This is a genomic window from Staphylococcus sp. FSL W8-0774, assembly GCF_038006785.1.
Taxonomy (GTDB): Bacteria; Bacillota; Bacilli; order Staphylococcales; family Staphylococcaceae; genus Staphylococcus; species Staphylococcus pasteuri.
The window spans coordinates 2,122,267-2,145,570 of record NZ_JBBOVW010000001.1 but is presented as its reverse complement, the minus strand read 5'-3'; the positions used below and the strand labels follow the sequence as shown (position 1 = coordinate 2,145,570).

Sequence of the window (23,304 nt, the reverse complement as noted above, 5' to 3'; positions counted from 1 at the left end):
TCCTCCTATACTAATGCTTGAGTTCTAATTGCTTCAACTTTATCGAATGATTCTCCAGTTAATCGTTCAATAATAGAAGAAAACGTTTTGATTTGTTCATCTGTAGCAGTGGGCTTTAAATTTGAAAAACGACGTTTGTGTTGAGTTGCTTTACCTTCTGAATCATAAGTGACACGTGTTAAAACAACTACAAGTTGGTTAACTTCATTCATTGTTATGACCTCCTTTCACTTTATATATCGAAAGTAAATTTTAAAAGGGACACTATTTATTAATTTATTTTTAAGCAAACTGCTTTAATGTTACATAAATATGATTTATCATTGAATAAGAAACTTTTTTCAGGAGGACGTATGAATCAAGTAGAACCTATTAGAAATACAGAAGACATACAAAAAATGTACACTATATTGCGATCTCGTTCACAAAGAGATTATTTATTATTTAAATTTGCGATACATACAGGTGTTAAGTTATGTGAATTATTAAATATGAAAGTCCATAGACTAAAGTCAGTTGAAAGTGGAAATATCAAATCAACTTGGATTGACAATGTTGACCCCTCTATACAAATTTTATTGCCCCCAGATTTAAGAAATGAGTTACAAGATTATATTAATCATTATCAAATTCAGGAAGATAAACTTATATTCCAATCATTAAGAACCGGTAAGGGATTATCTAGGCAACAAGCATATCGCATTATTCATAAGGCAGCTGAAGAATCTAATATACCGCATGTTGGGTTAACTACACTTAGAAAGACATTTGCCTATCACGCTTATCAATCAGGTATTTCTATTTCTATTATTCAAAAATATTTAGGACACCAAACAACGCATGAAACGATGAAGTTTATTGGTATTAAAGATAAAACTCATAATAATACTGTTATTGCGTTGAATTTATAAATTAAAAAGGAGGCTTTTGATGGGCTTGTTAAACCTAATGGTGATATTAGTAGCCATTATGGGTCTAGTGCTATTGTCCATGTTACATCGTAAAATGAATGCGTTGGCAGGTTATATAGCACTATGTGCCCCTATTATTTCATCAATCTATTTTATTGCGAAGATACCACAGATTGTTCAGCAACATATGATTACGTTGCATATTCCATGGATGACTTCGCTAGATATTAACTTTGACTTGAGGCTAGATGGACTCAGTTTAATGTTTGCTTTAATTATTTCACTTATAGGTGTAGCGGTATTTTTCTATGCTACTCAATATTTATCGCCTCATACGGATAACCTACCTAGATTCTTCTTTTATTTATTATTATTTATGTTTAGTATGTTAGGAATTGTGCTTTCAAATAATACCATTTTGATGTATATCTTTTGGGAGTTAACAAGTGTTTCATCATTTTTACTTATATCCTATTGGTATGATAATGGTAATAGTCAGTTGGGAGCTATACAGTCCTTCATGATAACTGTATTTGGTGGATTAGCATTATTGACAGGATTTATTATGTTGTATTTGATGACTGGAACAAATACGATTACAGAGATTATTGCACAACGTCATCATATTATTAATCATCCTTTATTTATGCCAATGATGTTAATGATATTATTAGGTGCCTTTACCAAATCTGCACAATTTCCATTTCATGTATGGCTACCTAAAGCAATGGCTGCACCAACCCCAGTTAGTGCCTATCTTCATTCAGCTACTATGGTAAAAGCGGGTATTTTCTTATTATTCCGTTTTACTCCAGTATTAGGATTAAGTGATGTCTATATTTATATTGTGACATTTGTAGGTTTAATAACTATGTTATTTGGTTCTATTACAGCTTTAAGACAATACGATTTAAAAGGGATTTTAGCGTATTCAACTATTAGTCAATTAGGCATGATGATGTCGATGGTAGGTATTGGCGGCGGTTATGCACAACATCCTTCAGATTCATTATCAGAGTATTATGTTTTAGTGTTATTTGCCGGATTATTTCATTTAATGAATCACGCTATTTTTAAATGTGCGTTATTCATGGGTGTAGGTATAATCGATCATGAAGCTGGAACGAGAGACATACGTTATTTAAATGGAATGCGTAAACTGTTCCCTAAAATGCATATCACAATGTTACTAGCAGCATTATCTATGGCAGGAGTGCCATTTTTAAACGGATTTTTAAGTAAAGAAATGTTTTTTGATTCATTAGTAAAGGCTATACATTTAGACCAATTTGATATTACATTAACAATCATTGTTGTTGCTATAGGTGTAATAGCTAGTATCTTTACCTTTACCTATGCACTTTACATGATTAAAGAAACATTTTGGGGCAAATTTAATAAAGATTATTTTACTAAGAAAAATATTCATGAACCTGTAGCGTTTAGTTTGCCCGCATTAGTATTAATGATATTAATACCAATTATATTCGTTATTCCTAATCTTTTTGGTCAGCACATCATTTTACCAGCCTTAAGATCAGTTACAGCTAAAGGTACACAAGTGGATAACATCGCACCGCATATTTCACAATGGCACGGCGTTAATTTACCACTTATTTTAAGTATTATTGTCATCGTTGTAGGTATAGCTTTAGCTTTAATGGTAGAGTGGAAATCTTTAACACACAAATTAATCAAACATGCTTCTATAACAGATACTTATATGGCTATTTATAGAAAGTTTGAAGCTTATTCTGGATATAGTATAAGAATGTTGATGAAAAACAAACTTAACCACTACATTATCATTACTTTGCTCATCTTTGTTGCCATAATTATGTATGGCTATATTCGTGTAGGCTTTCCACATGTACATGAGTTACATGTATCTACTTTTGGACCATTAGAAGTTATTTTATCAATTGTTACATTGATTATCGGAATTGTACTTATATTTATTAGACAACGTCTGACAATGGTTGTGTTAAATGGTGTTATAGGATTTGCTGTTACATTATTCTTCATTGCGATGAAAGCACCTGATTTAGCACTGACACAACTAGTAGTTGAAACAATAACGACTATACTATTTATCGTTAGTTTTTCTAGATTACCTAACGTTCCGAGAGCAAAAGCGAATATTAAAAAAGAAACAATCAAAATCATTGTGTCATTGATTACTGCGGTTACTGTTGTTTCACTCATATTCATTACTCAGCAAACTGACGGTATGCCAACAATATCTAAATTCTATGAAAATGCAGATAAATTAACTGGTGGTAAAAATATAGTTAACGCTATCCTAGGAGATTTCAGAGCACTAGATACTTTATTTGAAGGTCTAGTATTGATTATCGCAGGACTTGGGATTTATACATTATTAACTTATAAAGATCGGAGGGGACAAGATGAAAGAGAATGATGTAGTGCTACGAACGGTAACTAAGATTGTTGTGTTTATCTTATTAACATTTGGATTCTATGTGTTCTTTGCGGGACACAATAATCCAGGTGGTGGATTTATTGGTGGCTTGATTTTCAGTTCGGCATTTATTCTTATGTTCCTTGCGTTTGATGTTAAACAGGTACTGATTAGTTTGCCAATTGATTTTAAAAAGTTAATGATTATAGGTTCTTTAGTATCAGTAATGACTGCTATTGTACCAACATTTTTCGGGAAGCCATTTTTATACCAAACTGAAGCGGATATTGCTTTACCTCTAATAGGTCACGTTCATGCGACTACTGTGACTTTATTTGAACTAGGCATATTACTAACCGTTGTTGGTGTTATTGTAACGGTGATGCTATCAATAAGTGGGGGTAAATCATGAATCTCATTTTATTATTAGTAATAGGATTTTTAGTATTTATTGGTACGTATATGATTCTATCGGTTAATTTAATTAGAATTGTTATTGGTATTTCCATATATACGCATGCCGGTAATCTGATTATTATGAGTATGGGTCAATATGGTCCTGGAATGTCTGAAGCACTTATTAAGGGCGGTCATCAACATTTTGTGGATCCACTACTACAAGCAATTGTATTAACAGCGATTGTTATTGGATTTGGTATGACGGCATTTTTACTTGTATTAATTTATAGAACATATCGTGTAACAAAAGAAGATGAAATCAATGTATTAAGGGGTGAAGAAGATAATGAGTAATTTATTAATATTGCCAATGTTACTCCCATTTCTTTGCGCTTTAATACTAGTATTTATCAAAGATAAAAATAAAGTATCGAAATTTCTTTGTATCAATACAATGATAGTGAATACGATTATCTCATTATTATTACTAATTTATGTAATGAATCATCATCCCATCACATTAGACTTTGGGGGTTGGAAAGCGCCATTTGGAATACAGTTTTTAGGTGATTCATTAAGTTTATTAATGGTAACCATAACATCTTTTGTCGTTACTTTAATCATGGCATATGGATTTGGTCGTGGTGAACAACGTGTCAATCGATTTCATTTACCATCATTTATTCTGTTTTTAACTGTAGGTGTCATAGGTGCATTCTTAACTTCTGATTTATTTAATTTATATGTGATGTTTGAAATTATGTTACTTGCATCTTTTGTACTTGTTACGCTAGGTCAATCTGTAGAACAATTACGTGCTGCCATTATTTATGTCGTATTAAATATTATTGGATCATGGTTCTTACTTTTCGCAATTGGCTTATTATATAAGACAGTAGGGACACTTAATTTTTCACATGTTGCATTGAGATTGAGTCATATGCAAGATAATCAAACTGTGACAATGATTTCACTTATATTTCTTGTTGCATTCAGTTCTAAAGCAGCACTTGTCATATTCATGTGGTTACCTAAAGCATATGCAGTATTAAATACAGAACTAGCAGCGCTATTTGCAGCATTAATGACTAAAGTAGGTGCTTATGCATTAATACGTTTCTTTACATTAATCTTCCATCATCATGAAAATGTGACGCATCCACTACTTATTTTTATGTCATGTTTAACGATGATAATAGGCGCTTTTGGTGTATTAGCTTATAAAGATATTAAAAAAATCGCTGCCTACCAAGTTATTTTATCAATAGGATTTGTCATTCTTGGTTTAGGTTCACACACTTTTTCAGGTGTGAATGGTGCTATTTTCTATTTAGCAAATGATATTATCGTTAAAACGTTATTATTTTTCATTGTAGGTAGTCTAGTTTACATTTCAGGCTATCGTCAATATCATTACTTGAGCGGACTTGCCAAACGTGAGCCATTTTTTGGAATAGCATTTGTCGTTATGATTTTAGCTATTGGCGGTGTACCTCCATTTAGTGGATTTCCAGGAAAAGTACTTATTTTTAAAGGTGCAATTGAAAATGGTAACTACATTGGACTAGGTTTAATGATCGTGACAAGTTTAATCGCTATGTATAGCTTGTTTAGAATATTATTTGTGATGTATTTTGGCGATCAAGATGGTGAAGAAGTAGACTTCAAGAAGATACCTAAATATCGTACAGGTATTCTAGGTATACTCGTTGCAGTCGTTTTATTAATGGGTATTGCGGCACCGCTTGTATTACAAGTGACTGAAAATGCTACATCACTAAATATGGATGAACATAAATTCCATCAAAACGTTAATACACATTTGAAGGAGGGAAGTAACTAGATGAATCAAGTCGTACTAAATATTGTTATTGCATTTTTGTGGGTATTATTCCAAGACGAGGATGAATTCAAGTTTACAACCTTCTTCTCAGGCTATCTCATTGGTATTATCGTGATTTATATTTTACATCGTTTTTTCGGACAAGAATTTTATTTAAGAAAAATATGGGTTGCTTTTAAATTTTTAATGGTTTATTTATATCAATTGATTACAGCTAGTATTAGTACAATTAATTATATTTTATTTAAAACTAAAGATATGAACCCAGGTTTATTAACGTACGAAACGAATTTGAAAAACGACTGGGCAATTACATTTTTAACTATATTGATTATTATCACGCCAGGTTCGACAGTGATACGTATATCGAAAGGCACAAATAAGTTTTTAATTCATAGTATTGATGTGACAGATAAAGATAAGAAGGATTTATTACGTAATATTAAACAATATGAAGATTTAATCTTGGAGGTGACACGATGATACAGGCTTTGACTCAATTTTTTATTATTTCAGCTCTGGTTATATTTGGTATTGCATTATTAATATGTCTGCTTAGGTTAATTAAAGGACCAACCACTGCTGATAGAGTTGTTTCATTCGATGCGACAAGTGCAGTTGTGATGTCGATTGTTGGTGTCATGAGTGTCATTATGGATACTGTATCGTTTCTAGATTCAATTATGTTAATAGCGATTATTTCATTTGTTAGTTCAGTATCCATTTCTAGATTTATTGGAGGAGGTCGCGTTTTCAATGGAAACAATAAAAGAAATCGTTAGCCTCATCTCTGCTATTTTAATTTTTCTAGGTAGTATTATCGCATTGATTAGTGCGATAGGTATTGTGAAATTCCAAGATGTCTTCTTACGTAGTCATGCATCAACGAAAAGTTCTACTTTATCTGTATTATTGACTATCATTGGTGTATTAATCTACTTTACTATGAACGCTGGATTTTTCAGTGTTAGATTATTATTATCACTTGTTTTTATTAATTTAACATCTCCAGTTGGAATGCATTTGGTAGCGCGTGCTGCTTATCGAAATGGTGCCTATATGTATAGAAAAGATGATGTGCCAAGACAGTCTTCGATTTTACTCAGCCAAAATGAATTCAATTCGCCTGAAGAATTAAAAACACGAGCAAAATTGAGAGAAGAAAGAAGAGAAAAATTATATTATAAAGATAAGAAGAAGCTCTATAAATAATTTGTGGAAAAGAAATAAAGCAATTGGACACTTTAAAAAATAAGTGTTTAATTGCTTTTATATTTGTCAGAAAAATATGAGAAATAAAGGTGCGATTTATTTAAGTATTATGTAAAATAATGATAAAATATTGAACAAGGAAAATTGTGAATTTAAGTAGTTATTTATTGGAAAGTGATAAAAATGTTTTATGAGTTTGGAACTTTAAAGTGTGACTTTTGGGCTTTTGATATTGGACGTTATTGTTAACCAGTGCAGTACTTTAACATTCCAAAATCATAAAATTCGTTTAGACTCTATGTGTTTACTTTTCAATTAATATTTATATTATTGATGTATTGATAAAACCAATTTGTGATAACTTAATTGAATTCTTACTGCTTAATTATCAAATGGATTCAATTATGCCGTTATATACGTTTTGCTTTTTATTTAATAATCGCTTCTACTTTATTTAACCCCTGAAGTACATCAATTCCATTATTTTTTACTTAATTTTCATCCCAAAAATAATTTATTAAAGAGGTGAAAGTTTGGAAATATTTGAAACATTACTTATATTTGTCGGCGTTGTTATTATTAGTTCATTTGTTCATACATTTATGCCGAAAGTACCATTAGCATTCATTCAAATTGCTTTAGGTATGCTATTATTTATCACTCCAATTCCTGTTGAGTTTAATTTTGATTCGGAATTATTTATGGTCGCACTTATCGCACCGCTACTATTTGTAGAAGGCGTTAATGTCTCAAGGGTCCATTTAAGAAAATATATAAAACCAGTTATGATGATGGCGTTAGGTCTTGTTATTACTACTGTAGTGGGCGTAGGATTTTTCATTCATTGGATATGGCCAGAATTACCAACGGGTGCAGCTTTTGCCATAGCAGCAATTTTATGTCCTACTGATGCAGTTGCCGTGCAAGCAATTACAAATGGGAAAGTGTTACCTAAAGGTGCAATGACGATATTAGAAGGTGAATCATTATTAAATGATGCTGCCGGTATCATTTCATTTAAAATTGCAGTTGGAGTACTTGTAACTGGAACGTTCTCAATAATGGAATCTATTGAGCAATTTCTAGTTGCTTCTATAGGCGGTGCAATTGTAGGATTGCTTATTGGAATGGCATTAGTTCGTTTTAGATTGACGTTAATGCGCCGTGGAATAGAAAACATTAATATGTTTACGTTTATTCAATTATTAACACCATTCGTTACATATTTAGTGGCAGAATTATTCCATGCTTCTGGTATTATCGCCGCAGTGTTAGCAGGCTTAGTTCACGGCTTTGAACGTGATAGAATTGCACAAACGCGTACAAGATTACAAATGAGTTATAACCATACATGGAATATTTTGGGATATGTCTTAAACGGTTTTGTATTTTCAATATTAGGATTTTTAGTTCCTGAAGTTGTGATTAATATTATTAAAACAGAACCACACAATTTGATCTTTTTAATTGTCATAACTGTTCTCGTAGCATTGGCTGTTTATCTGTTTAGATTTTTATGGGTTTATGTATTATATCCTTATTTTTATTTATCAGTCAGTCCATTCCAAAAAATGATTAGTCAAGACGATGATGGCAATAACACAACAGAAAAGCCACCTAAGCGAAGTTTATATGCTTTGATTATGACTTTATGTGGTGTTCACGGAACAATTTCACTGGCCATTGCGTTGACACTACCGTATTATTTAGCTAATCATCAAGATTTTTCTTATCGCAACGATTTGTTATTTATTGCTTCAGGAATGGTTATTATAAGTTTAGTTGCTGCTCAACTATTATTACCATTTGTAACTGCTAATGCGCCTGAAGTAAAAGTAGGTAGTATGAATTTCAAAGAGGCAAGAATTTACATTTTAGAACACGTTATAGACTACCTAAATCAAAGATCAACTTTTGAAACAAGTTATCGATATGGTAACGTGATTAAGGAATATCATGATAAATTAACATTCTTAAAATCAGTAGAGAAAGATGATGAAAACTCTAAAGAACTTGAAAGACTTCAAAAAATTGCATTTAATGTAGAAACGAAAACATTGGAACAATTAGTTGATGACGGAGATATCACTAATAGTATTTTGGAAAACTATATGCGTTATGCTGAACGTACACAAGTATATCGACAAGCTTCATTAATACGTCGACTCATTGTATTATTTAGAGGTATGCTTTTGAAACGTCGTGTGAAAACAACAATCAATTCAGCATCTTCATTAAGCGTTACAGATAACTTATTAGAACTTGTTAAAATTAACAAGATGGTTCACTATAATGTGGTTAAACGATTAGGACAAGAAGCTACTAATGATAACAAATTAGAAGTAGGTATGATTTGTGATGGTTATTTAATGCGTATAGATAACTTAACACCAAACAATTTCTTTAATTCTGCAAGCGAAAATACGTTAACACGTATAAAACTCAATGCATTGCGTGAACAAAGACGTATACTTAGAGAATTAATAGAAGACGAAGAAGTTACTGAAGGCACTGCATTAAAACTTAGAGAATCTATTAATTACGATGAAATGGTCATCGTTGATAGTATGTCATAGAATCATTATAAAAATAGGGAAGCTCGTGAGGATGAACCTCACGAGCTTTTTTCCTATGTGTACTAGGGATGACTTTATAACATTGACAGTCAGTATACTAGGATTGAAAATTTTCGGGAAAAAACGAACCTATTTTACATAAACTGTCTTATTAAAACTACTGGTAAAGGGGGATGAAATATTACCTTTACCGCATGGGAGATTAAATAATGTTTAAGCCCACTACATAAATGAGATGAGATAGACTAACACCACCATATCGTGCGTGAGAGAACTATTTTATATTTTAGGAGGATAATATAAAATTCACGCACGATATGAGACTATTAGTTATCAAGATATGACTTAATAGGGTGGCTGGGTATTTAAATCACATAATCATTCTATCCCAGCCATCTACTATATTAAGTCGTTGTATATATTGAACAAGTGAATTTAAAATATTATTTCATACTACCATGAATCGTATCTATATTTGATTTCATCATTTTGTAATATGAATCACCCTTTGAACCTTTTTTACCGATAGAATCAGTAAATACGTCGCCATAAATATTTTTATGTGTTTCTTCAGACAAGCTTTGCATTGCTTTTTTATCTACACTAGTTTCTATTAAAAGGTGTTTAATATGGTTATCTTTAACAAATTGAATAGCTTGTTTCATTTGTGATGGTGTACCTTGTTTTTCAGTATTAATTTCCCAAATATATCCTGGTTTAATATCATATTGTTTTGCGAAATATTTGAAAGCACCTTCACTAGTAATCATGGCACGTCGCTCTTTAGGGATGTCATTAAACTTATCTTTGCTGTCTTTGTTTAATTTTTCTAGTTTAGAAAGATATTGATGGCCTTGATCTTTGTAATATTGTTGATTAGTGTTATCATGCTTGATTAAACTATTTTGAATTGTTTTAACATATTTAATACCATTTTCAATACTTAACCAAGCGTGTGGATCTAATTTATCTTTATTGCCTTCTTCACCGTTGAGGTAAATCGGTTTAACATCTTTAGATACAGCAATGACTTTTTTGTCGTCGATAGATTTTCCAGCTTGATTTAATGCTTTTTTAAACCAACCATTTCCAGATTCTAAATTTAATCCATTATAAAATATAACGTCTGCATCGGTTAGCTTTTTAATATCTTTAGGTTTGACTTCATATTCATGAGGATCTTGTCCTACAGGTACGATACTATGGACGTCAACATGTTTTCCGCCAACATTTTTAACCATGTCATATAAAATTGAATTTGTTGTAACTACTTTTAATTTATGATTATCGGCATCCTGTTTGTCATCTTGCGACTGGCCACATCCAGCTAAGATAATAAAGAATGCTAGTAATAAAGGTATTAATTTTTTCATTTAAACAACGCCTCTTTTCTGTTTATTTTTAAGTGTTGTAATACCTAAGGTGATGACATAAATAGCAAAAGTACAAAGAACGATAGCTGCACCACTAGGTACGTTGTATATGTAACTGAAATAAAGTCCAATAATTGAACTAATAACACCTATAAAACTTGCTACTGCCATCATGCTATATAAATGTTTACATATTAAGAATGCAGTAGAAGCGGGTGTTACTAATAACGCAACTACTAAAATAATGCCTACTGTTTGTATACTCGCAACAGTTACTAGAGCAAGTAACAACATGACAAAATAATGTATAGCTGTCGTGTTTAAGCCATTCATTCTACTAAAGGTATTATCGAAAGTAGAAATCATTAAAGGTCGATAAAATATTACAATAAGACATAAAACAAATAGACCAATGATAATCGTTGTCCAGAATGTTGTATGTGTAATTGCTAGTAAATTACCAAATAAAATATGATACAAATCTGTTGTACTGTTAATTAAACTAATTAATATAACACCTAATGCGAGAAATGCGGTGAAACTTATACCAATTGCTGCATCAGGTTTGGTCTTACTTTTAGAAGTAATAAAACCAATTAAAATACTGGCAACCATTCCTGTCACTAATGCGCCAATAAACATAGGTATTCCAAAAAGGAAAGATAATGCCACCCCAGGTAATACTGCATGGCTCATTGCATCACCCATTAATGACAAACCTCTTAAAACAATAAGGCTCCCGACAGTGCCACATACTACGCCAACAATCATCGATGTAATTAAAGCCCTATTTAAAAATTGATAATTCAATATATGAGCTAAAAAATCATTCACGACTGGGTCACTTCCTTTCGTGCTAAACTTTGACGAGGTGATTGTGACAAAAATGTATCGTTTAAAAGGGTGTCATTATTGAGTGCATCTTCAGTACTACCAAAGTATTTTAAAGTTTGGTTAAGTAACATGATTCGATCAAAATAATGTGATGCTTTAGATAAATCATGGTGTACGATAAGAATTAATTTACCTTGAGCTTTAAGTTGTCTAATTTTATTTATAATTAAACGTTCACTTTTAAAATCTATTCCAATAAAAGGCTCATCGAATAAATAAAGCATACTTTTAGACATAAGTGCTCTTGCGACTAGTACTCGCTGAAGTTGTCCACCACTTAATGCTGAAATTTGTTTATGTCTTAATGACGTTAAATCTAAATCCTCTAATAAATGTTTGAGTTGAACTTTAGTATCATGTCTCGGTCGATTAAACCAACCTATCTCTCCATAGCATCCGGATAAGATAACTTTTTCAACATTAATGGGGAAATCTAAGTCGATATTTGATTTTTGAGGTATGTAAGTCATACGTTTCAATTGGTTATGTATTGGACGTTCATATAATAACTGAGTACCAGATGCATGAAAATCTCCTGTTAATGATTTGAGCATAGAAGATTTACCTGCGCCATTAGGTCCCATAATTCCTATAATTTCTCCGATGATAGGAATTTTAAAATTGATGTCTTTTAAAACATGTTTATTACCTAGAAATAGATTTAAATTCTTAACTTCTAGCAAATATTAACACCTCCTAATTAAAAGTTTAGGCTAACCTAATTTATATTATAATAAACTGAGAAGTTTTAACATGTCAAGTAGATTCGTGATACAATAAAGTGAATATATGTGAGGTGAAATGATGTTAACTGAAGAAAAAGAGGATTATCTCAAAGCTATATTGACGAATGACGGCGATGTATCTTTCGTATCAAATAAAAAATTATCTCAATTTTTAAATATAAAGCCACCTTCAGTAAGTGAAATGGTAAGTAGACTAGAAAAATCTGGTTATGTAGAAACGAAACCATATAAGGGTGTTAAATTAACAGAAGAAGGGTTAAATCTCACTTTAGATATTATTAAAAGACATCGATTACTCGAGTTATTTTTGATAGAGATTTTAAAATACAATTGGGAAGAAGTGCATCAAGAAGCAGAAATTCTTGAACATAGAATCTCAGATTTATTCGTAGAACGTTTAGACAAAATTTTAGACTACCCTGAGACTTGCCCGCATGGTGGTGTTATACCTAGAGATCACCATTATAAAGAGAAATACACGAAGACAATACTCGAATTTCAGCCAGGTGATATGTTAACTATTAAGCGTGTCAGAGATAAAACTGAATTGTTGGTATACCTTTCAAGTAAAGATATTTCTATTGGAAATGAAGTTGAAGTCGTTTCGAAAGATGATACGAATAAAGTGATTATTATTAAACGAAATGAAGTTATAACTATTTTAAGTTACGAAAATGCAATGAATATTTTTGCTGAAAAATAATATAAAAAACTTGAGTCTAGTACATTATTTTGGTGTTATACACTGAAAATTAGAGGTAAAAGTGAGACTCAAGTTTTTTTATATAGTGATGTTGCTAATATTTGTATTTTATTTTTAGAAAAATGATAATTTGATTAATAAATAAACGGCATATAAATTAATAAAAATCCAAACTAGACTATAAAATACTGTTGGGATTTTACTGATTTGTGTTAGTGTACTGCCATCCCAACTAGGTTTAGGTTTTTGGAATGTTAATTTAAAAATAGTCCACGATGATTGTAGTACTTCACCTAACAGTACTCCTAAAATAAAGTGATAACTATAAACCACTATTTGGTGAGTAATCATTAAATCATCGTATTGGAAAAGTATATATAATAATAGTGACATGACTATAATAATAAGAATAGGTGACAGCTTACGAGAAGTTAGAATTAGGAAATAAATAAATATAGCTAAATAAAACATAATAAAAAAGCTAGGATGATTATAATATGCAGTTAAAACACCTAACCATAACATTAACGGGGGCATAATATAACCGCCTAAAGTGGTAATCCATTGTCCTAAATAACCTTTCGATTGCGTAATAGCGTATCCTTGTTGTAATGTCGTTTCTCTTTCAGAAGGAAGCGTAACGATAACTAAATCTTTAGCACGACCACCAGAGAGTTTATTGAAGAGTACATGACCAAATTCGTGTGTGAGTACAGGAATATAATTAAGTACAATAGCGAAATAACGATAGTAGTGTTTGTAACGATTTTGGTGGACGACGATATAGATAATACTAATAAAAAAAATGATAAATATATTTAATTGAATGTGTGTAGTTAAAAATGATTCGATTTTTGACATATTAACGCTCCATTTATAGATAATAACTTGTTTGAGTAAATCTATAAGTATTTGATACTTTAATATTCATTATAATCTATTGTTTAGAAATTGGCTTTTAGACTTAAGACTTAAATTAGAAGAATATATAGGTGTTTAAATAAAATTTTCTGAATGTTGAGTGATGTGTTAAAATAATCGTACATTTTAGTTAGAATTAAAACAATTTTGATATATAGGATAATACTTGGCAACATTATATAGAGTTATTGACCAAGTAGGATAGGAGATTTCTTTTATGACATTTAAGGGTCAGCAGAATAGTAAAAAGGTTAATATCTTAGGTGTATATTTTGACCATGTAACAATGTCAGAAATGGTTGAAAATATTAAAACATTTTTCACAACACCAACATCTCATAATTTGTTTATAGTTACTGCAAATCCTGAAATTGTAGACTATGCATCAGAACACCAAGATTATCAACAGCTTATTAATAATGCGGACTTTGTTATAGCTGATGGTACAGGTATAGTAAAAGCATCTCATCGATTAAAGCAACCATTACCGCACAGAATTCCAGGAATAGAGTTATTAGAAGAATGTTTAAAAATAGCCAATGCAAATCAACAAAAAGTATTTATCTTAGGTTCGAAAAATGAAATTATTGAAAAAGCAGAACAACAATTAAAGGCTAAATATCCAAGAGTAACTTTTGCGCATCATCATGGTTATATTAATTTAAAAGATGAAACAGTTATTAAAAGGATAGATACTTTTGATCCTGATTATATTTTTGTGGGTATGGGGTATCCAAAACAAGAAAAATGGATTGCCCGACATAGCAAACAATTCCAACACACTGTTATGATGGGAGTAGGCGGTTCTTTTGAAGTATTTAGTGGAGCTAAAAAGCGTGCGCCTAAATTCTTTAGAAAATTCAATATTGAATGGATATATCGTTTATTAATTGATTGGAAACGTCTTGGCAGATTAAAAAGTATTCCCAAATTCATGATAAAAATTGCTAAACAAAAGAGAAAACATTAATAATTATTTGTTATATATGAAATACAATAAAGGCAACCAATGTGTTAGTTCGAACACTCATTGGTTGCCTTTAAAAATAGCGATATAAATCTAATGGGTAAATTATTTTACGACAAATCGAGAAGCGTCTAAGTCTCTTCTAAATGCTTTTTGATCATCTTTTGATTTTTTCTTGAATTCTTTTAGGAATTTTTCATATTGTGGTAAAACATCATCTAATTCACCAAATTCTTTAAGTTTGCCGCCTTCAATCCACGCGATTTTTGTACAAAATTCTTTAACTTGGCGTATGTTGTGACTAACAAAGAATATAGTTTTATTAGCTTCTTTAAATTCATAAATTTTATCTAAACATTTCTGTGTGAAAGTCTGATCACCTACAGATAATGCTTCGTCGATTACTAAAATATCAGGATTTACAGTGATGTTGATTGAAAACCCGAGTTTAGCGCGCATACCACTAGAATATTTTTTAACAGGTTGATAAATAAACTCACCTAATTCACTAAAATCAATAACTTGTGGCATTAATTCTTTAATTTCTTTACGTCTGAACCCCATACATAACATTTTGAATTCAATATTTTCTACACCAGTTAATTGACCATTTAAACCAGCGTTGATAGCTATAACGCTAACATCACCTTTACGATCAATATTACCAGAAGTAGGAGATAACGAACCACCAATCATGTTACTTAATGTGGATTTTCCTGAACCGTTTATACCAACAAGACCAATGACATCACCTTCATGTGCTTGAAGAGAAACATCATCTAGTGCGAAAAATGTTTTGTTTTTATTTTTCGGTATTAGTGAATCTTTAATACGGTCTTTATTATTTCTATATATACGATATTCTTTAGTTACATGTTCTATATTTACCGATACGCTCATAATTAGTCCTTCCTTAATTGCATTTATATAGATTATAATATACAACACATCAGTTGTTAAATTTATTAACCTAGTGTAAAGTGAACAGAAGATTTTGTTTAATATTTTGTAAATGTCTATAGGAGTTATGTCTTATAATAAAATGACTTAATATACATCAAACAATAATCTTGTAAAATGCTTAATTGTGTTTTATAACTTAAATGATTGTATAATAAGATGAAGATATAATAAACTAATTTCTTACACTGAAATAAATTTGTTTATAATGCTTCATTCGAATAAAACAAAATTCCATATTAAAAACAATGAGTTTGAGATATAACATCATTAATTCTTAAGCGCGTACTTTACATATTCTATGTTAATTAGTATAAGCATTCTTTTAATTTGAGATTACTTTAAGGATTGTCTGATTCATTTTATCTCATTTATCAATTGTATATAAATATATTAAATGTTTGAAAGTGTGGTTTAATTCAATGTCAGCAGTTGTAACTGTATTTAAAGAACACATCAAAAACTTTTATTTAATCCAAAGACTTGCTCAATTCCAAATTAAAATATCTAACCATAGTAACTATTTAGGGATTGCTTGGGAACTTTTAAACCCAGCCTTACAAATAATGGTGTATTGGTTAGTTTTCGGATTGGGAATTAGAAGTAATTCACCTGTACATGGTATACCATTTGTATTTTGGTTACTTGTAGGTATTAGTATGTGGTTCTTTATTAACCAAGGTGTACTCGAGGGTACCAAATCTATATCACAAAAATTTAATCAAGTCGCTAAGATGAATTTTCCTATGTCTATCATTCCTACTTATATAGTAACGAGTAGATTCTATGGACATATTGGCTTGCTTTTAATCATTATTATAGCGTGTATGTTTAGAGGTATTTACCCATCTATTCATATTATTCAGTTATTCCTTTATGTACCATTTGCGTTTTTATTAACTGCTTCTGTTGCATTATTTACATCAACGTTAGGTATTTTAGTTAGAGATACTCAAATGGCTATGCAAGCATTAATGAGAATACTATTTTATATGTCTCCAATTTTATGGATACCTAAAGATCACGGTGTGAGTGGTATTGTTCATAAAATTATGATGTTCAATCCAGTGTATTTTATCGCTGAATCATATCGTGCAGCTATTTTATTCCACCAATGGTACTTCATTGATCATTGGAAAATGGCACTATATAACGTCGTGGTTATTTTGGTATTCTTTGTTTTAGGTTCTATCCTTCATAAGAAATATAGAGATCACTTTGCAGATTTCTTATAAGGGAATATCGTAATTTGAAGAGTAAAGCAGACTGACTTTAAAGGTTGGTCTGTTTTTTTATGTTAAATGTAAAGAAAGGATAATTATTTTCTATCAAAGTAGGAATCGTTTATAATTTATAAATAACAATAAATCAGTATAAAGACGGTGAAAAGATGAGAGTTTTAATTAAAAAAATATATATGTGCGTTATTGCTATATTTAATTTGCTGTTTAGAGGATTCAAGGTTAAACAGAAAAGTATAGTTGTAATGATGACTTTTCCTAATGATATGTTGCCGATTATAGAGAGATTATGTGCTAAAGGTTATCGTTTAACAGTGATTACTACTGATAAGCACCGTCACCATGTTCAAGATTTACCTAATGTCACATATATCAAGGCAGGTAATAAGAATGTTATTGCACACATTAAGGCTTTAAGTACAGCAAAAGTGATTCTAATTGATACGTATTATTTAATGATGGGCGCATACCATAAAAAGCAAAATCAAACAGTGATTCAGACTTGGCATGCTTCCGGAGCATTAAAAGATTTTGGATTAACCGATCATCAAGTTGATTTAAATAATCCTAGTGTAGTAAACCAATATAAACGTGTGTATAATGCAACAGATTATTATTTGATTGGTGCCGATGAAATGGGGCATTGTTTTAATGAATCATTTGATGCGCAACCTTCTCAGATGTTACGTTTTGGTCTTCCAAGATTATATAAATATTTAAAAACAGATATAAACAAAGCTCAAAAAAGATTGAAAGATCAGTATGGTATTCAAGGTAAATTAGCAGTATACTTGCCGACTTATAGAGAAAATCATCAAGAAAATCGCCAAATTAATAAGGAACATTTCAATAGTCAATTGCCTGAATATACATTAATAAGTCATTTACATCCATCAATTTCTAACCATGGAACAACACAAGACATTGATACTACATCATTGCTTATTATGGCTGATATCATTATTAGTGATTATAGCTCTATTCCGATAGAAGCAAGTTTACTTAATAAACCAACACTATTTTACGTCTATGACGAAACAGAATATGAACGTGTTAGAGGGCTTAATCAATTTTATTATGATATTCCTAATGAATATAAAGTGGCAACAGAGGAAGAATTAATTACTAAAATTCAACAACAAGATAATAAATTAAAGCCGTTATTTAAAAATTGGCATAAATATAATACTAAAGAAACATTGAATCAAGTTATAAATTATATAGATAAGTTGGTGAAAGAATGAAATTAGCTATTATTATACCTGTATATAATGGACAGGATACAATTAGAAGGGCTATTACCTCTATTGATACAGAAGCTGAATTTGAAATTATTTGTGTCAATGATGGCTCTACAGATAACACAAAACAAGTATTAACTGAATTGCAAAAGGAATATCCAAATATTAAGGTAATACATCAAGATAATCAAGGCGCTGCTAGAAGTCGTAACGTAGGCTTAGCAGCGATGGACGATGATACAGAGGCATTTATGTTTTTAGATGCGGATGATGAGTATTTACCGAGTCGAATTGATGCCATGATAAAAACATTTGAGAATCACAGTGAAACGGATATTGTAATTGGTCAAATTGGACGAGATGTTCATGGTGAGTGGAAAGTATTTCCAACACATGAGGAAATTAAAAGAGATGAAGTGGTTACATTAGAACGTAATCCTGAAATTCTACAATCGATTGGACCAGGCGGGAAACTATTCAGTGCTCGCTTTGCTTCACTAAGATTTGATGAAGATGTTGTATTTTGCGAAGAACATACTTTTATGGTGAGAGCATATTCAAAAGCACGTGATATTAATCTCATGTCTATTATTGCATATGGTTATAATGAGCGAGAAGGTTCAGTTACAGATCGTCGTGCAGATACATTTTTACCTTATATGGAAGATGCAATGAAAGTACGTCAACGTGTAATGGAATTGTTATTACTAATGAATGAGAAAACATACTATAGTTATCGAATGGATAATTTAATCGTAAGTTATTTAATTCAAGCGCATTTATTAAAAAATAGCGCTATTACATCATCATTTATCGAAAGTGTGACGCAGTATATTAAATTGATGCAAGAGACACATTATTCTGGAGATGCCATGTTTAGAATAGTAGAAGCGGTAGAACAAGGTGCGACACATTGGACTAAGCCTCTGTATCATCAATGGAGACGTGCTTTATTAGAGGTGGGAATTGGTAGACCCGGATATATTCGATTTTTGGCTCAAATATTTCCAAAAAAATCAGCATTTTCAAGTAAACAAAAATTAAAACAAATACTAAATAAATTATAAGAAAAGATTATTTAATTTTTAAATAAATAATTACTTTTTGTTTAATTAATGGTAAGCGTTAATAATTTATGCTACATTAAGAATATAAATTTTCATTAAATATTTAGTTAAGGAGAATCACGTATCATGAAACGAGTAATTACTTATGGTACATATGATTTATTACATTATGGACACATTGAATTATTAAGAAGAGCACGTGAAATGGGAGATTATCTTATCGTGGCTTTATCTACTGATGAATTCAACCAAGTGAAAAATAAAAAATCATATTATGACTATAACCAACGTAAAATGATGTTAGAATCAATCCGTTATGTAGACCTAGTTATACCAGAAGATGGTTGGGGTCAAAAAGAAATTGATGTTGAACGTTTCGATGTCGATGTTTTCGTTATGGGACACGACTGGGAAGGTGAATTTGATTTCTTAAAAGATAAATGTGAAGTGATTTATCTTAACCGTACAGAAGGTATTTCTACAACAAAAATCAAACAAGAATTATATGGAAAAGACGCTAAATAATTTCCTATATAATAAAAAGGACGATTGTCATGGCATTTAGCCAAGACGTCGTCCTTCTTTTTATTTTTTACGAATAGCTTGAAGAATAAGGTGAATTACGATGGCTAGGACAATAACTATACCTAAACCAAAAAGTATTGCAATGATAGGGTGTGTCTTCCATGTACTTTTAGCAACTGTTGTCGCTTCGTGTACAATCGGTTTATGCACTGATACTGAAGGTGGACCATCTTGTTTTGTTATGAATTGACGGTCATAGTCAGCATGTACTTTTCCATTTTTGATTACTAATTTATAATCTTTTTTAGAAAAGTCTTTTGGTAATACATCATAAAGATCTTTTTCTACATAATATGTTTTACCGTTAATTTTTTGTTTTCCTTTTGATAATATTTTTTCATATTTGTATTGATTATATGAACGCTCCATAAGTGCGTTACCCATCATATTTCGTTGTTTTTCTCCGCCTACATGTTTATAGTCCCCAGCACCTAAAATGACTTGATTAATTCTAAAACCATGGCGATTGGTAGTAATTGTATGGTTGTAATCTGCTGTATCACTTGAACCCGTTTTTAAACCATCTGTTCCTGGTAAGCTCATATCAGCACCATCTAATGAATGATTAAATGTATAGTACGTCACACCGTGTGTCATTGGTGATAGTTGTTTTGTGAAATGTAATATTTTAGGTGTATCTTTAATAACATGTTGATCTAAAATAGCATAATCACGAGCAGTTGTTGTATTATTCTCAGTATCTTTATATTTGGAAGGTGCAAAACTTTTTAAACGTGAATTCTCAGCTCCTGTTGGATTAACATAATGGGTGTCATTCATTCCAAGTTCTTTGGCTTTTTTATTCATTAAATCAGTAAAATCATTTACATTTCCTGATACTTGTTCACCTAAAATTAAAGCAGCCGCATTACTTGAATTGGATACAGTAATTTGAAGTAAATCTGCAATAGTCCATTTCTGACCTGGATAAAGTTTGGTATTACTTAATTCTGGAAGTGTAGACATTTGATATTCGCGATTAGTCATTTTTACTTCATCATTTAGTGATAGTTTTTTATCTTTTACCGCTTCTAAAGTGAGATACATCGTCATCAATTTAGTCATAGAAGCGGGATACCATTTTTTGTCTTTATTATATTCATATAAAATTTGTCCATTTTGACTAACATTAATAGCACTTTCAGGTTGATATACTTCGGTTACATTGTATCCACCTTCGTTTGCAGCTTGAACTGGAGTAATATCATTATTCTCTGCATTAGCAAAAGGTGTTATAATGTGTATTGCGAAGAACATAGTTATAATGAGTATAAAGATTTTTTTCATGATTTCTTTCCTTTATCTGTTATTTTCGACTAACATATTTTATCATACACATTATTTAAGAGGTATATGTATGATTTAAAATTTTTGATATTTGATTATAATTGATAAAGACTGATTATTTGGGATGTCAGAATGTTTTAGTAAGATTGAGCAAAATTTGAAATATGAATTTTAATAGAAGAGGTATTATTATGAAACAAACTAACCCTTTATTCTTTTTATTTAAACGGCTCACTTGGCCAATTGGGTTAATCATAGCGGCAGTTATTATTACTTCATTAGGAAGTTTGAGCGGATTATTAGTTCCTCTATTTACTGGGAGATTAGTAGATAAATTCTCAGTAAGCACTATGAACTGGAATCTCGTAGCCATTTTTGGTGGTATTTTCTTACTTAACGCTATTTTAAGTGGTGTAGGATTATATTTACTAAGTAAAATTGGTGAAAAGATGATTTATGATATCCGTTCATTATTATGGGAACATATCATTCAATTAAAAATGCCATTTTTTGATAAGAACGAAAGTGGTCAACTGATGAGTCGTTTAACAGACGACACAAAGGTGATAAATGAATTTATATCTCAAAAGCTACCTAATTTATTACCTTCTGTATTAACTTTATTAGGATCATTAGTTATGTTATTTATCATGGATTGGAAAATGACGTTATTAACATTTATTACAATTCCGATTTTTGTACTTATTATGATTCCTTTAGGTAAAGTAATGCAGAGAATTTCAACTAATACACAAACTGAAATTGCTAACTTTAGTGGTTTACTTGGTCGTGTATTAACTGAAATGAGATTAGTTAAAGTGTCTAATACGGAAAGGCTCGAATTAGACAACGCTCATACTAATTTAAATGAAATTTATCGATTAGGTTTAAAACAAGCTAAAATTTCTGCTGTTGTACAACCTATTTCTGGTGTAGTGATGTTGTTAACAATCGCTATTATTCTTGGCTTTGGTGCATTAGAAATCGCGACAGGCGCTATTACTGCCGGAACTTTAATTGCGATGATTTTTTACGTAATACAATTATCTATGCCTCTAATCAATCTATCAACATTAATTACAGATTATAAAAAAGCTGTCGGAGCAAGTCATCGTATTTATGAAATTATGCAAGAACCTATCGAACCAACTGAAGCTCTAGAAGAATCAAAAGATATTGAAATCCATGATGGCGAAATTTCGTTTGATAATGTCAATTTCAAATATGATGTAAAACCTATCTTAGACAACGTTTCATTTAATATTCCTCAAGGGCAGGTAAGTGCATTTGTAGGGCCTTCAGGTTCTGGTAAGAGTACCATTTTTAATTTAATTGAACGCATGTATGACATAGAAAGTGGTGACATTACTTATAATGGAACTAGTATTTTTGATATTCCATTATCTAAATGGCGTACAAAAATTGGTTATGTTATGCAATCTAATTCTATGATGAGTGGTACTATAAGAGACAATATTTTATATGGTGTGAATCGCACTGTAACTGATGAGGAACTTACAAAATACGCCAAATTAGCGAACTGTCATGAATTTATTATGCAGTTTGATGAAGGATATGATACGTTGGTTGGTGAACGAGGACTTAAGCTATCTGGTGGTCAAAGACAACGTATTGATATTGCACGTAGTTTTGTTAAAAATCCAGATATTCTCTTGCTTGATGAGGCTACAGCTAATTTAGATAGTGAGAGCGAGTTGAAAATTCAAGAAGCTTTAGAAACATTGATGGAAGGTCGTACAACAATTGTTATTGCACATAGACTTTCTACAATTAAAAAAGCGGGTCAAATTATCTTTATTGATAAAGGTCAAGTGACAGGTAAAGGTACACATAGTGAATTAATGACATCACATGAAAAATATAAACACTTTGTCACATCTCAGAAGCTTGCTGATTAAGATTAATGAGGCTGGGACATAAATCCTAGAAAAATAG

General features: G+C 30.9%; 23 protein-coding genes. 16 read left to right on the top strand and 7 right to left on the bottom strand.

Annotation, left to right across the window (positions count from 1 at the left end; genetic code table 11):
- Positions 1–5 precede the first annotated feature (5 nt).
- Positions 6–212 (bottom strand): sigS mRNA-stabilizing protein SroA, encoded by a 207-nt coding sequence (gene sroA, locus NSQ15_RS10575; RefSeq protein WP_017637186.1) that lies wholly within the window; start codon positions 210–212, stop codon positions 6–8.
- A gap of 141 nt (positions 213–353) precedes the next feature.
- On the opposite strand from sroA, the gene NSQ15_RS10570 reads away from it, so the two are divergent.
- From NSQ15_RS10570 to NSQ15_RS10530, 9 genes are all read left to right on the top strand, one after another.
- Positions 354–911, top strand: coding sequence for a tyrosine-type recombinase/integrase (locus NSQ15_RS10570; RefSeq protein ID WP_017637187.1), 558 nt, complete (start codon positions 354–356; stop codon positions 909–911).
- Positions 912–930: 19 nt separating this feature from the next.
- Entirely contained in the window at positions 931–3,333 is a 2,403-nt protein-coding gene (gene mnhA2, locus NSQ15_RS10565; RefSeq protein WP_217193759.1) for a DUF4040 family protein, read from the top strand.
- A complete protein-coding gene (mnhB2, locus tag NSQ15_RS10560) occupies positions 3,320–3,745 on the top strand; it encodes a Na+/H+ antiporter Mnh2 subunit B (RefSeq protein WP_017637189.1) in 426 nt (141 codons plus the stop codon). The genes mnhA2 and mnhB2 overlap by 14 nt, the downstream gene beginning before the upstream one ends.
- Positions 3,742–4,086, top strand: a complete 345-nt coding sequence (gene mnhC2 / locus NSQ15_RS10555) for a Na+/H+ antiporter Mnh2 subunit C (protein ID WP_017637190.1) — start codon at positions 3,742–3,744, stop codon at positions 4,084–4,086. Before mnhB2 ends, mnhC2 begins: the two co-directional genes overlap by 4 nt.
- Entirely contained in the window at positions 4,076–5,575 is a 1,500-nt protein-coding gene (mnhD2, locus tag NSQ15_RS10550) for a Na+/H+ antiporter Mnh2 subunit D (RefSeq protein WP_119622665.1), read from the top strand. The genes mnhC2 and mnhD2 overlap by 11 nt, the downstream gene beginning before the upstream one ends.
- Positions 5,576–6,058 (top strand): Na+/H+ antiporter Mnh2 subunit E, encoded by a 483-nt coding sequence (mnhE2, locus tag NSQ15_RS10545; protein ID WP_070452613.1) that lies wholly within the window; start codon positions 5,576–5,578, stop codon positions 6,056–6,058. It begins immediately after the preceding gene.
- On the top strand, positions 6,055–6,357 hold the full coding sequence (gene mnhF2, locus NSQ15_RS10540; RefSeq protein WP_017637193.1) for a Na+/H+ antiporter Mnh2 subunit F: 303 nt from the start codon (positions 6,055–6,057) through the stop codon (positions 6,355–6,357). The genes mnhE2 and mnhF2 overlap by 4 nt, the downstream gene beginning before the upstream one ends.
- Positions 6,332–6,787, top strand: a complete 456-nt coding sequence (gene mnhG2, locus NSQ15_RS10535) for a Na+/H+ antiporter Mnh2 subunit G (protein ID WP_017637194.1) — start codon at positions 6,332–6,334, stop codon at positions 6,785–6,787. Before mnhF2 ends, mnhG2 begins: the two co-directional genes overlap by 26 nt.
- Before the next feature lie 533 nt (positions 6,788–7,320).
- The gene (locus NSQ15_RS10530; RefSeq protein WP_017637195.1) at positions 7,321–9,363 is read left to right on the top strand and encodes a cation:proton antiporter; all 2,043 of its coding nucleotides are present in this window, start codon (positions 7,321–7,323) and stop codon (positions 9,361–9,363) included.
- A gap of 443 nt (positions 9,364–9,806) precedes the next feature.
- On the opposite strand, the gene mntC is transcribed toward NSQ15_RS10530, so the two are convergent.
- The 3 genes from mntC to NSQ15_RS10515 are packed head-to-tail and all read right to left on the bottom strand — an operon-like array spanning position 9,807 to position 12,313.
- Positions 9,807–10,736 carry a manganese ABC transporter substrate-binding lipoprotein MntC gene (gene mntC / locus NSQ15_RS10525; RefSeq protein ID WP_217193760.1) on the bottom strand — a complete coding sequence of 310 codons (930 nt, stop codon included), beginning with the start codon at positions 10,734–10,736 and terminating at the stop codon, positions 9,807–9,809.
- Complete coding sequence (locus NSQ15_RS10520; RefSeq protein ID WP_070452610.1) at positions 10,737–11,570, bottom strand: metal ABC transporter permease; 834 nt, start codon at positions 11,568–11,570, stop codon at positions 10,737–10,739.
- Positions 11,567–12,313 carry a metal ABC transporter ATP-binding protein gene (locus NSQ15_RS10515; RefSeq protein ID WP_070452607.1) on the bottom strand — a complete coding sequence of 249 codons (747 nt, stop codon included), beginning with the start codon at positions 12,311–12,313 and terminating at the stop codon, positions 11,567–11,569. Before NSQ15_RS10515 ends, NSQ15_RS10520 begins: the two co-directional genes overlap by 4 nt.
- Positions 12,314–12,434: 121 nt before the next feature.
- Here NSQ15_RS10515 and NSQ15_RS10510 point away from each other — a divergent pair, with 121 nt between their 5' ends.
- Positions 12,435–13,079 carry a metal-dependent transcriptional regulator gene (locus tag NSQ15_RS10510; RefSeq protein WP_029056415.1) on the top strand — a complete coding sequence of 215 codons (645 nt, stop codon included), beginning with the start codon at positions 12,435–12,437 and terminating at the stop codon, positions 13,077–13,079.
- 114 nt (positions 13,080–13,193) lie between these two features.
- Here the strand turns inward: NSQ15_RS10510 and NSQ15_RS10505 are convergent, their stop codons facing one another.
- Positions 13,194–13,940 (bottom strand): M50 family metallopeptidase, encoded by a 747-nt coding sequence (locus NSQ15_RS10505; protein ID WP_154835705.1) that lies wholly within the window; start codon positions 13,938–13,940, stop codon positions 13,194–13,196.
- 277 nt (positions 13,941–14,217) lie between these two features.
- Here NSQ15_RS10505 and tarA point away from each other — a divergent pair, with 277 nt between their 5' ends.
- The gene (gene tarA / locus NSQ15_RS10500) at positions 14,218–14,970 is read left to right on the top strand and encodes an N-acetylglucosaminyldiphosphoundecaprenol N-acetyl-beta-D-mannosaminyltransferase TarA (RefSeq protein WP_340747149.1); all 753 of its coding nucleotides are present in this window, start codon (positions 14,218–14,220) and stop codon (positions 14,968–14,970) included.
- A 102-nt stretch (positions 14,971–15,072) separates the two neighbouring features.
- On the opposite strand, the gene tagH is transcribed toward tarA, so the two are convergent.
- The gene (gene tagH, locus NSQ15_RS10495; protein WP_017637202.1) at positions 15,073–15,867 is read right to left on the bottom strand and encodes a teichoic acids export ABC transporter ATP-binding subunit TagH; all 795 of its coding nucleotides are present in this window, start codon (positions 15,865–15,867) and stop codon (positions 15,073–15,075) included.
- Between the two features lie 482 nt (positions 15,868–16,349).
- On the opposite strand from tagH, the gene NSQ15_RS10490 reads away from it, so the two are divergent.
- From NSQ15_RS10490 to tagD, 4 genes are all read left to right on the top strand, one after another.
- Positions 16,350–17,162, top strand: coding sequence for an ABC transporter permease (locus NSQ15_RS10490; RefSeq protein WP_029056417.1), 813 nt, complete (start codon positions 16,350–16,352; stop codon positions 17,160–17,162).
- Positions 17,163–17,317: 155 nt separating this feature from the next.
- The gene (gene tarB / locus NSQ15_RS10485) at positions 17,318–18,412 is read left to right on the top strand and encodes a teichoic acid glycerol-phosphate primase TarB (protein ID WP_340747148.1); all 1,095 of its coding nucleotides are present in this window, start codon (positions 17,318–17,320) and stop codon (positions 18,410–18,412) included.
- Entirely contained in the window at positions 18,409–19,476 is a 1,068-nt protein-coding gene (locus NSQ15_RS10480) for a glycosyltransferase family 2 protein (RefSeq protein WP_070452593.1), read from the top strand. The genes tarB and NSQ15_RS10480 overlap by 4 nt, the downstream gene beginning before the upstream one ends.
- 126 nt (positions 19,477–19,602) lie before the next feature.
- Positions 19,603–20,001, top strand: coding sequence for a glycerol-3-phosphate cytidylyltransferase (tagD, locus tag NSQ15_RS10475; RefSeq protein ID WP_002451030.1), 399 nt, complete (start codon positions 19,603–19,605; stop codon positions 19,999–20,001).
- Positions 20,002–20,061: 60 nt separating this feature from the next.
- Here the strand turns inward: tagD and pbp4 are convergent, their stop codons facing one another.
- On the bottom strand, positions 20,062–21,348 hold the full coding sequence (pbp4, locus tag NSQ15_RS10470) for a penicillin-binding protein PBP4 (RefSeq protein ID WP_340747147.1): 1,287 nt from the start codon (positions 21,346–21,348) through the stop codon (positions 20,062–20,064).
- 191 nt (positions 21,349–21,539) lie between these two features.
- Here pbp4 and NSQ15_RS10465 point away from each other — a divergent pair, with 191 nt between their 5' ends.
- Positions 21,540–23,267 (top strand): ABC transporter ATP-binding protein, encoded by a 1,728-nt coding sequence (locus tag NSQ15_RS10465; RefSeq protein ID WP_017637207.1) that lies wholly within the window; start codon positions 21,540–21,542, stop codon positions 23,265–23,267.
- Positions 23,268–23,304: the final 37 nt, after the last annotated feature.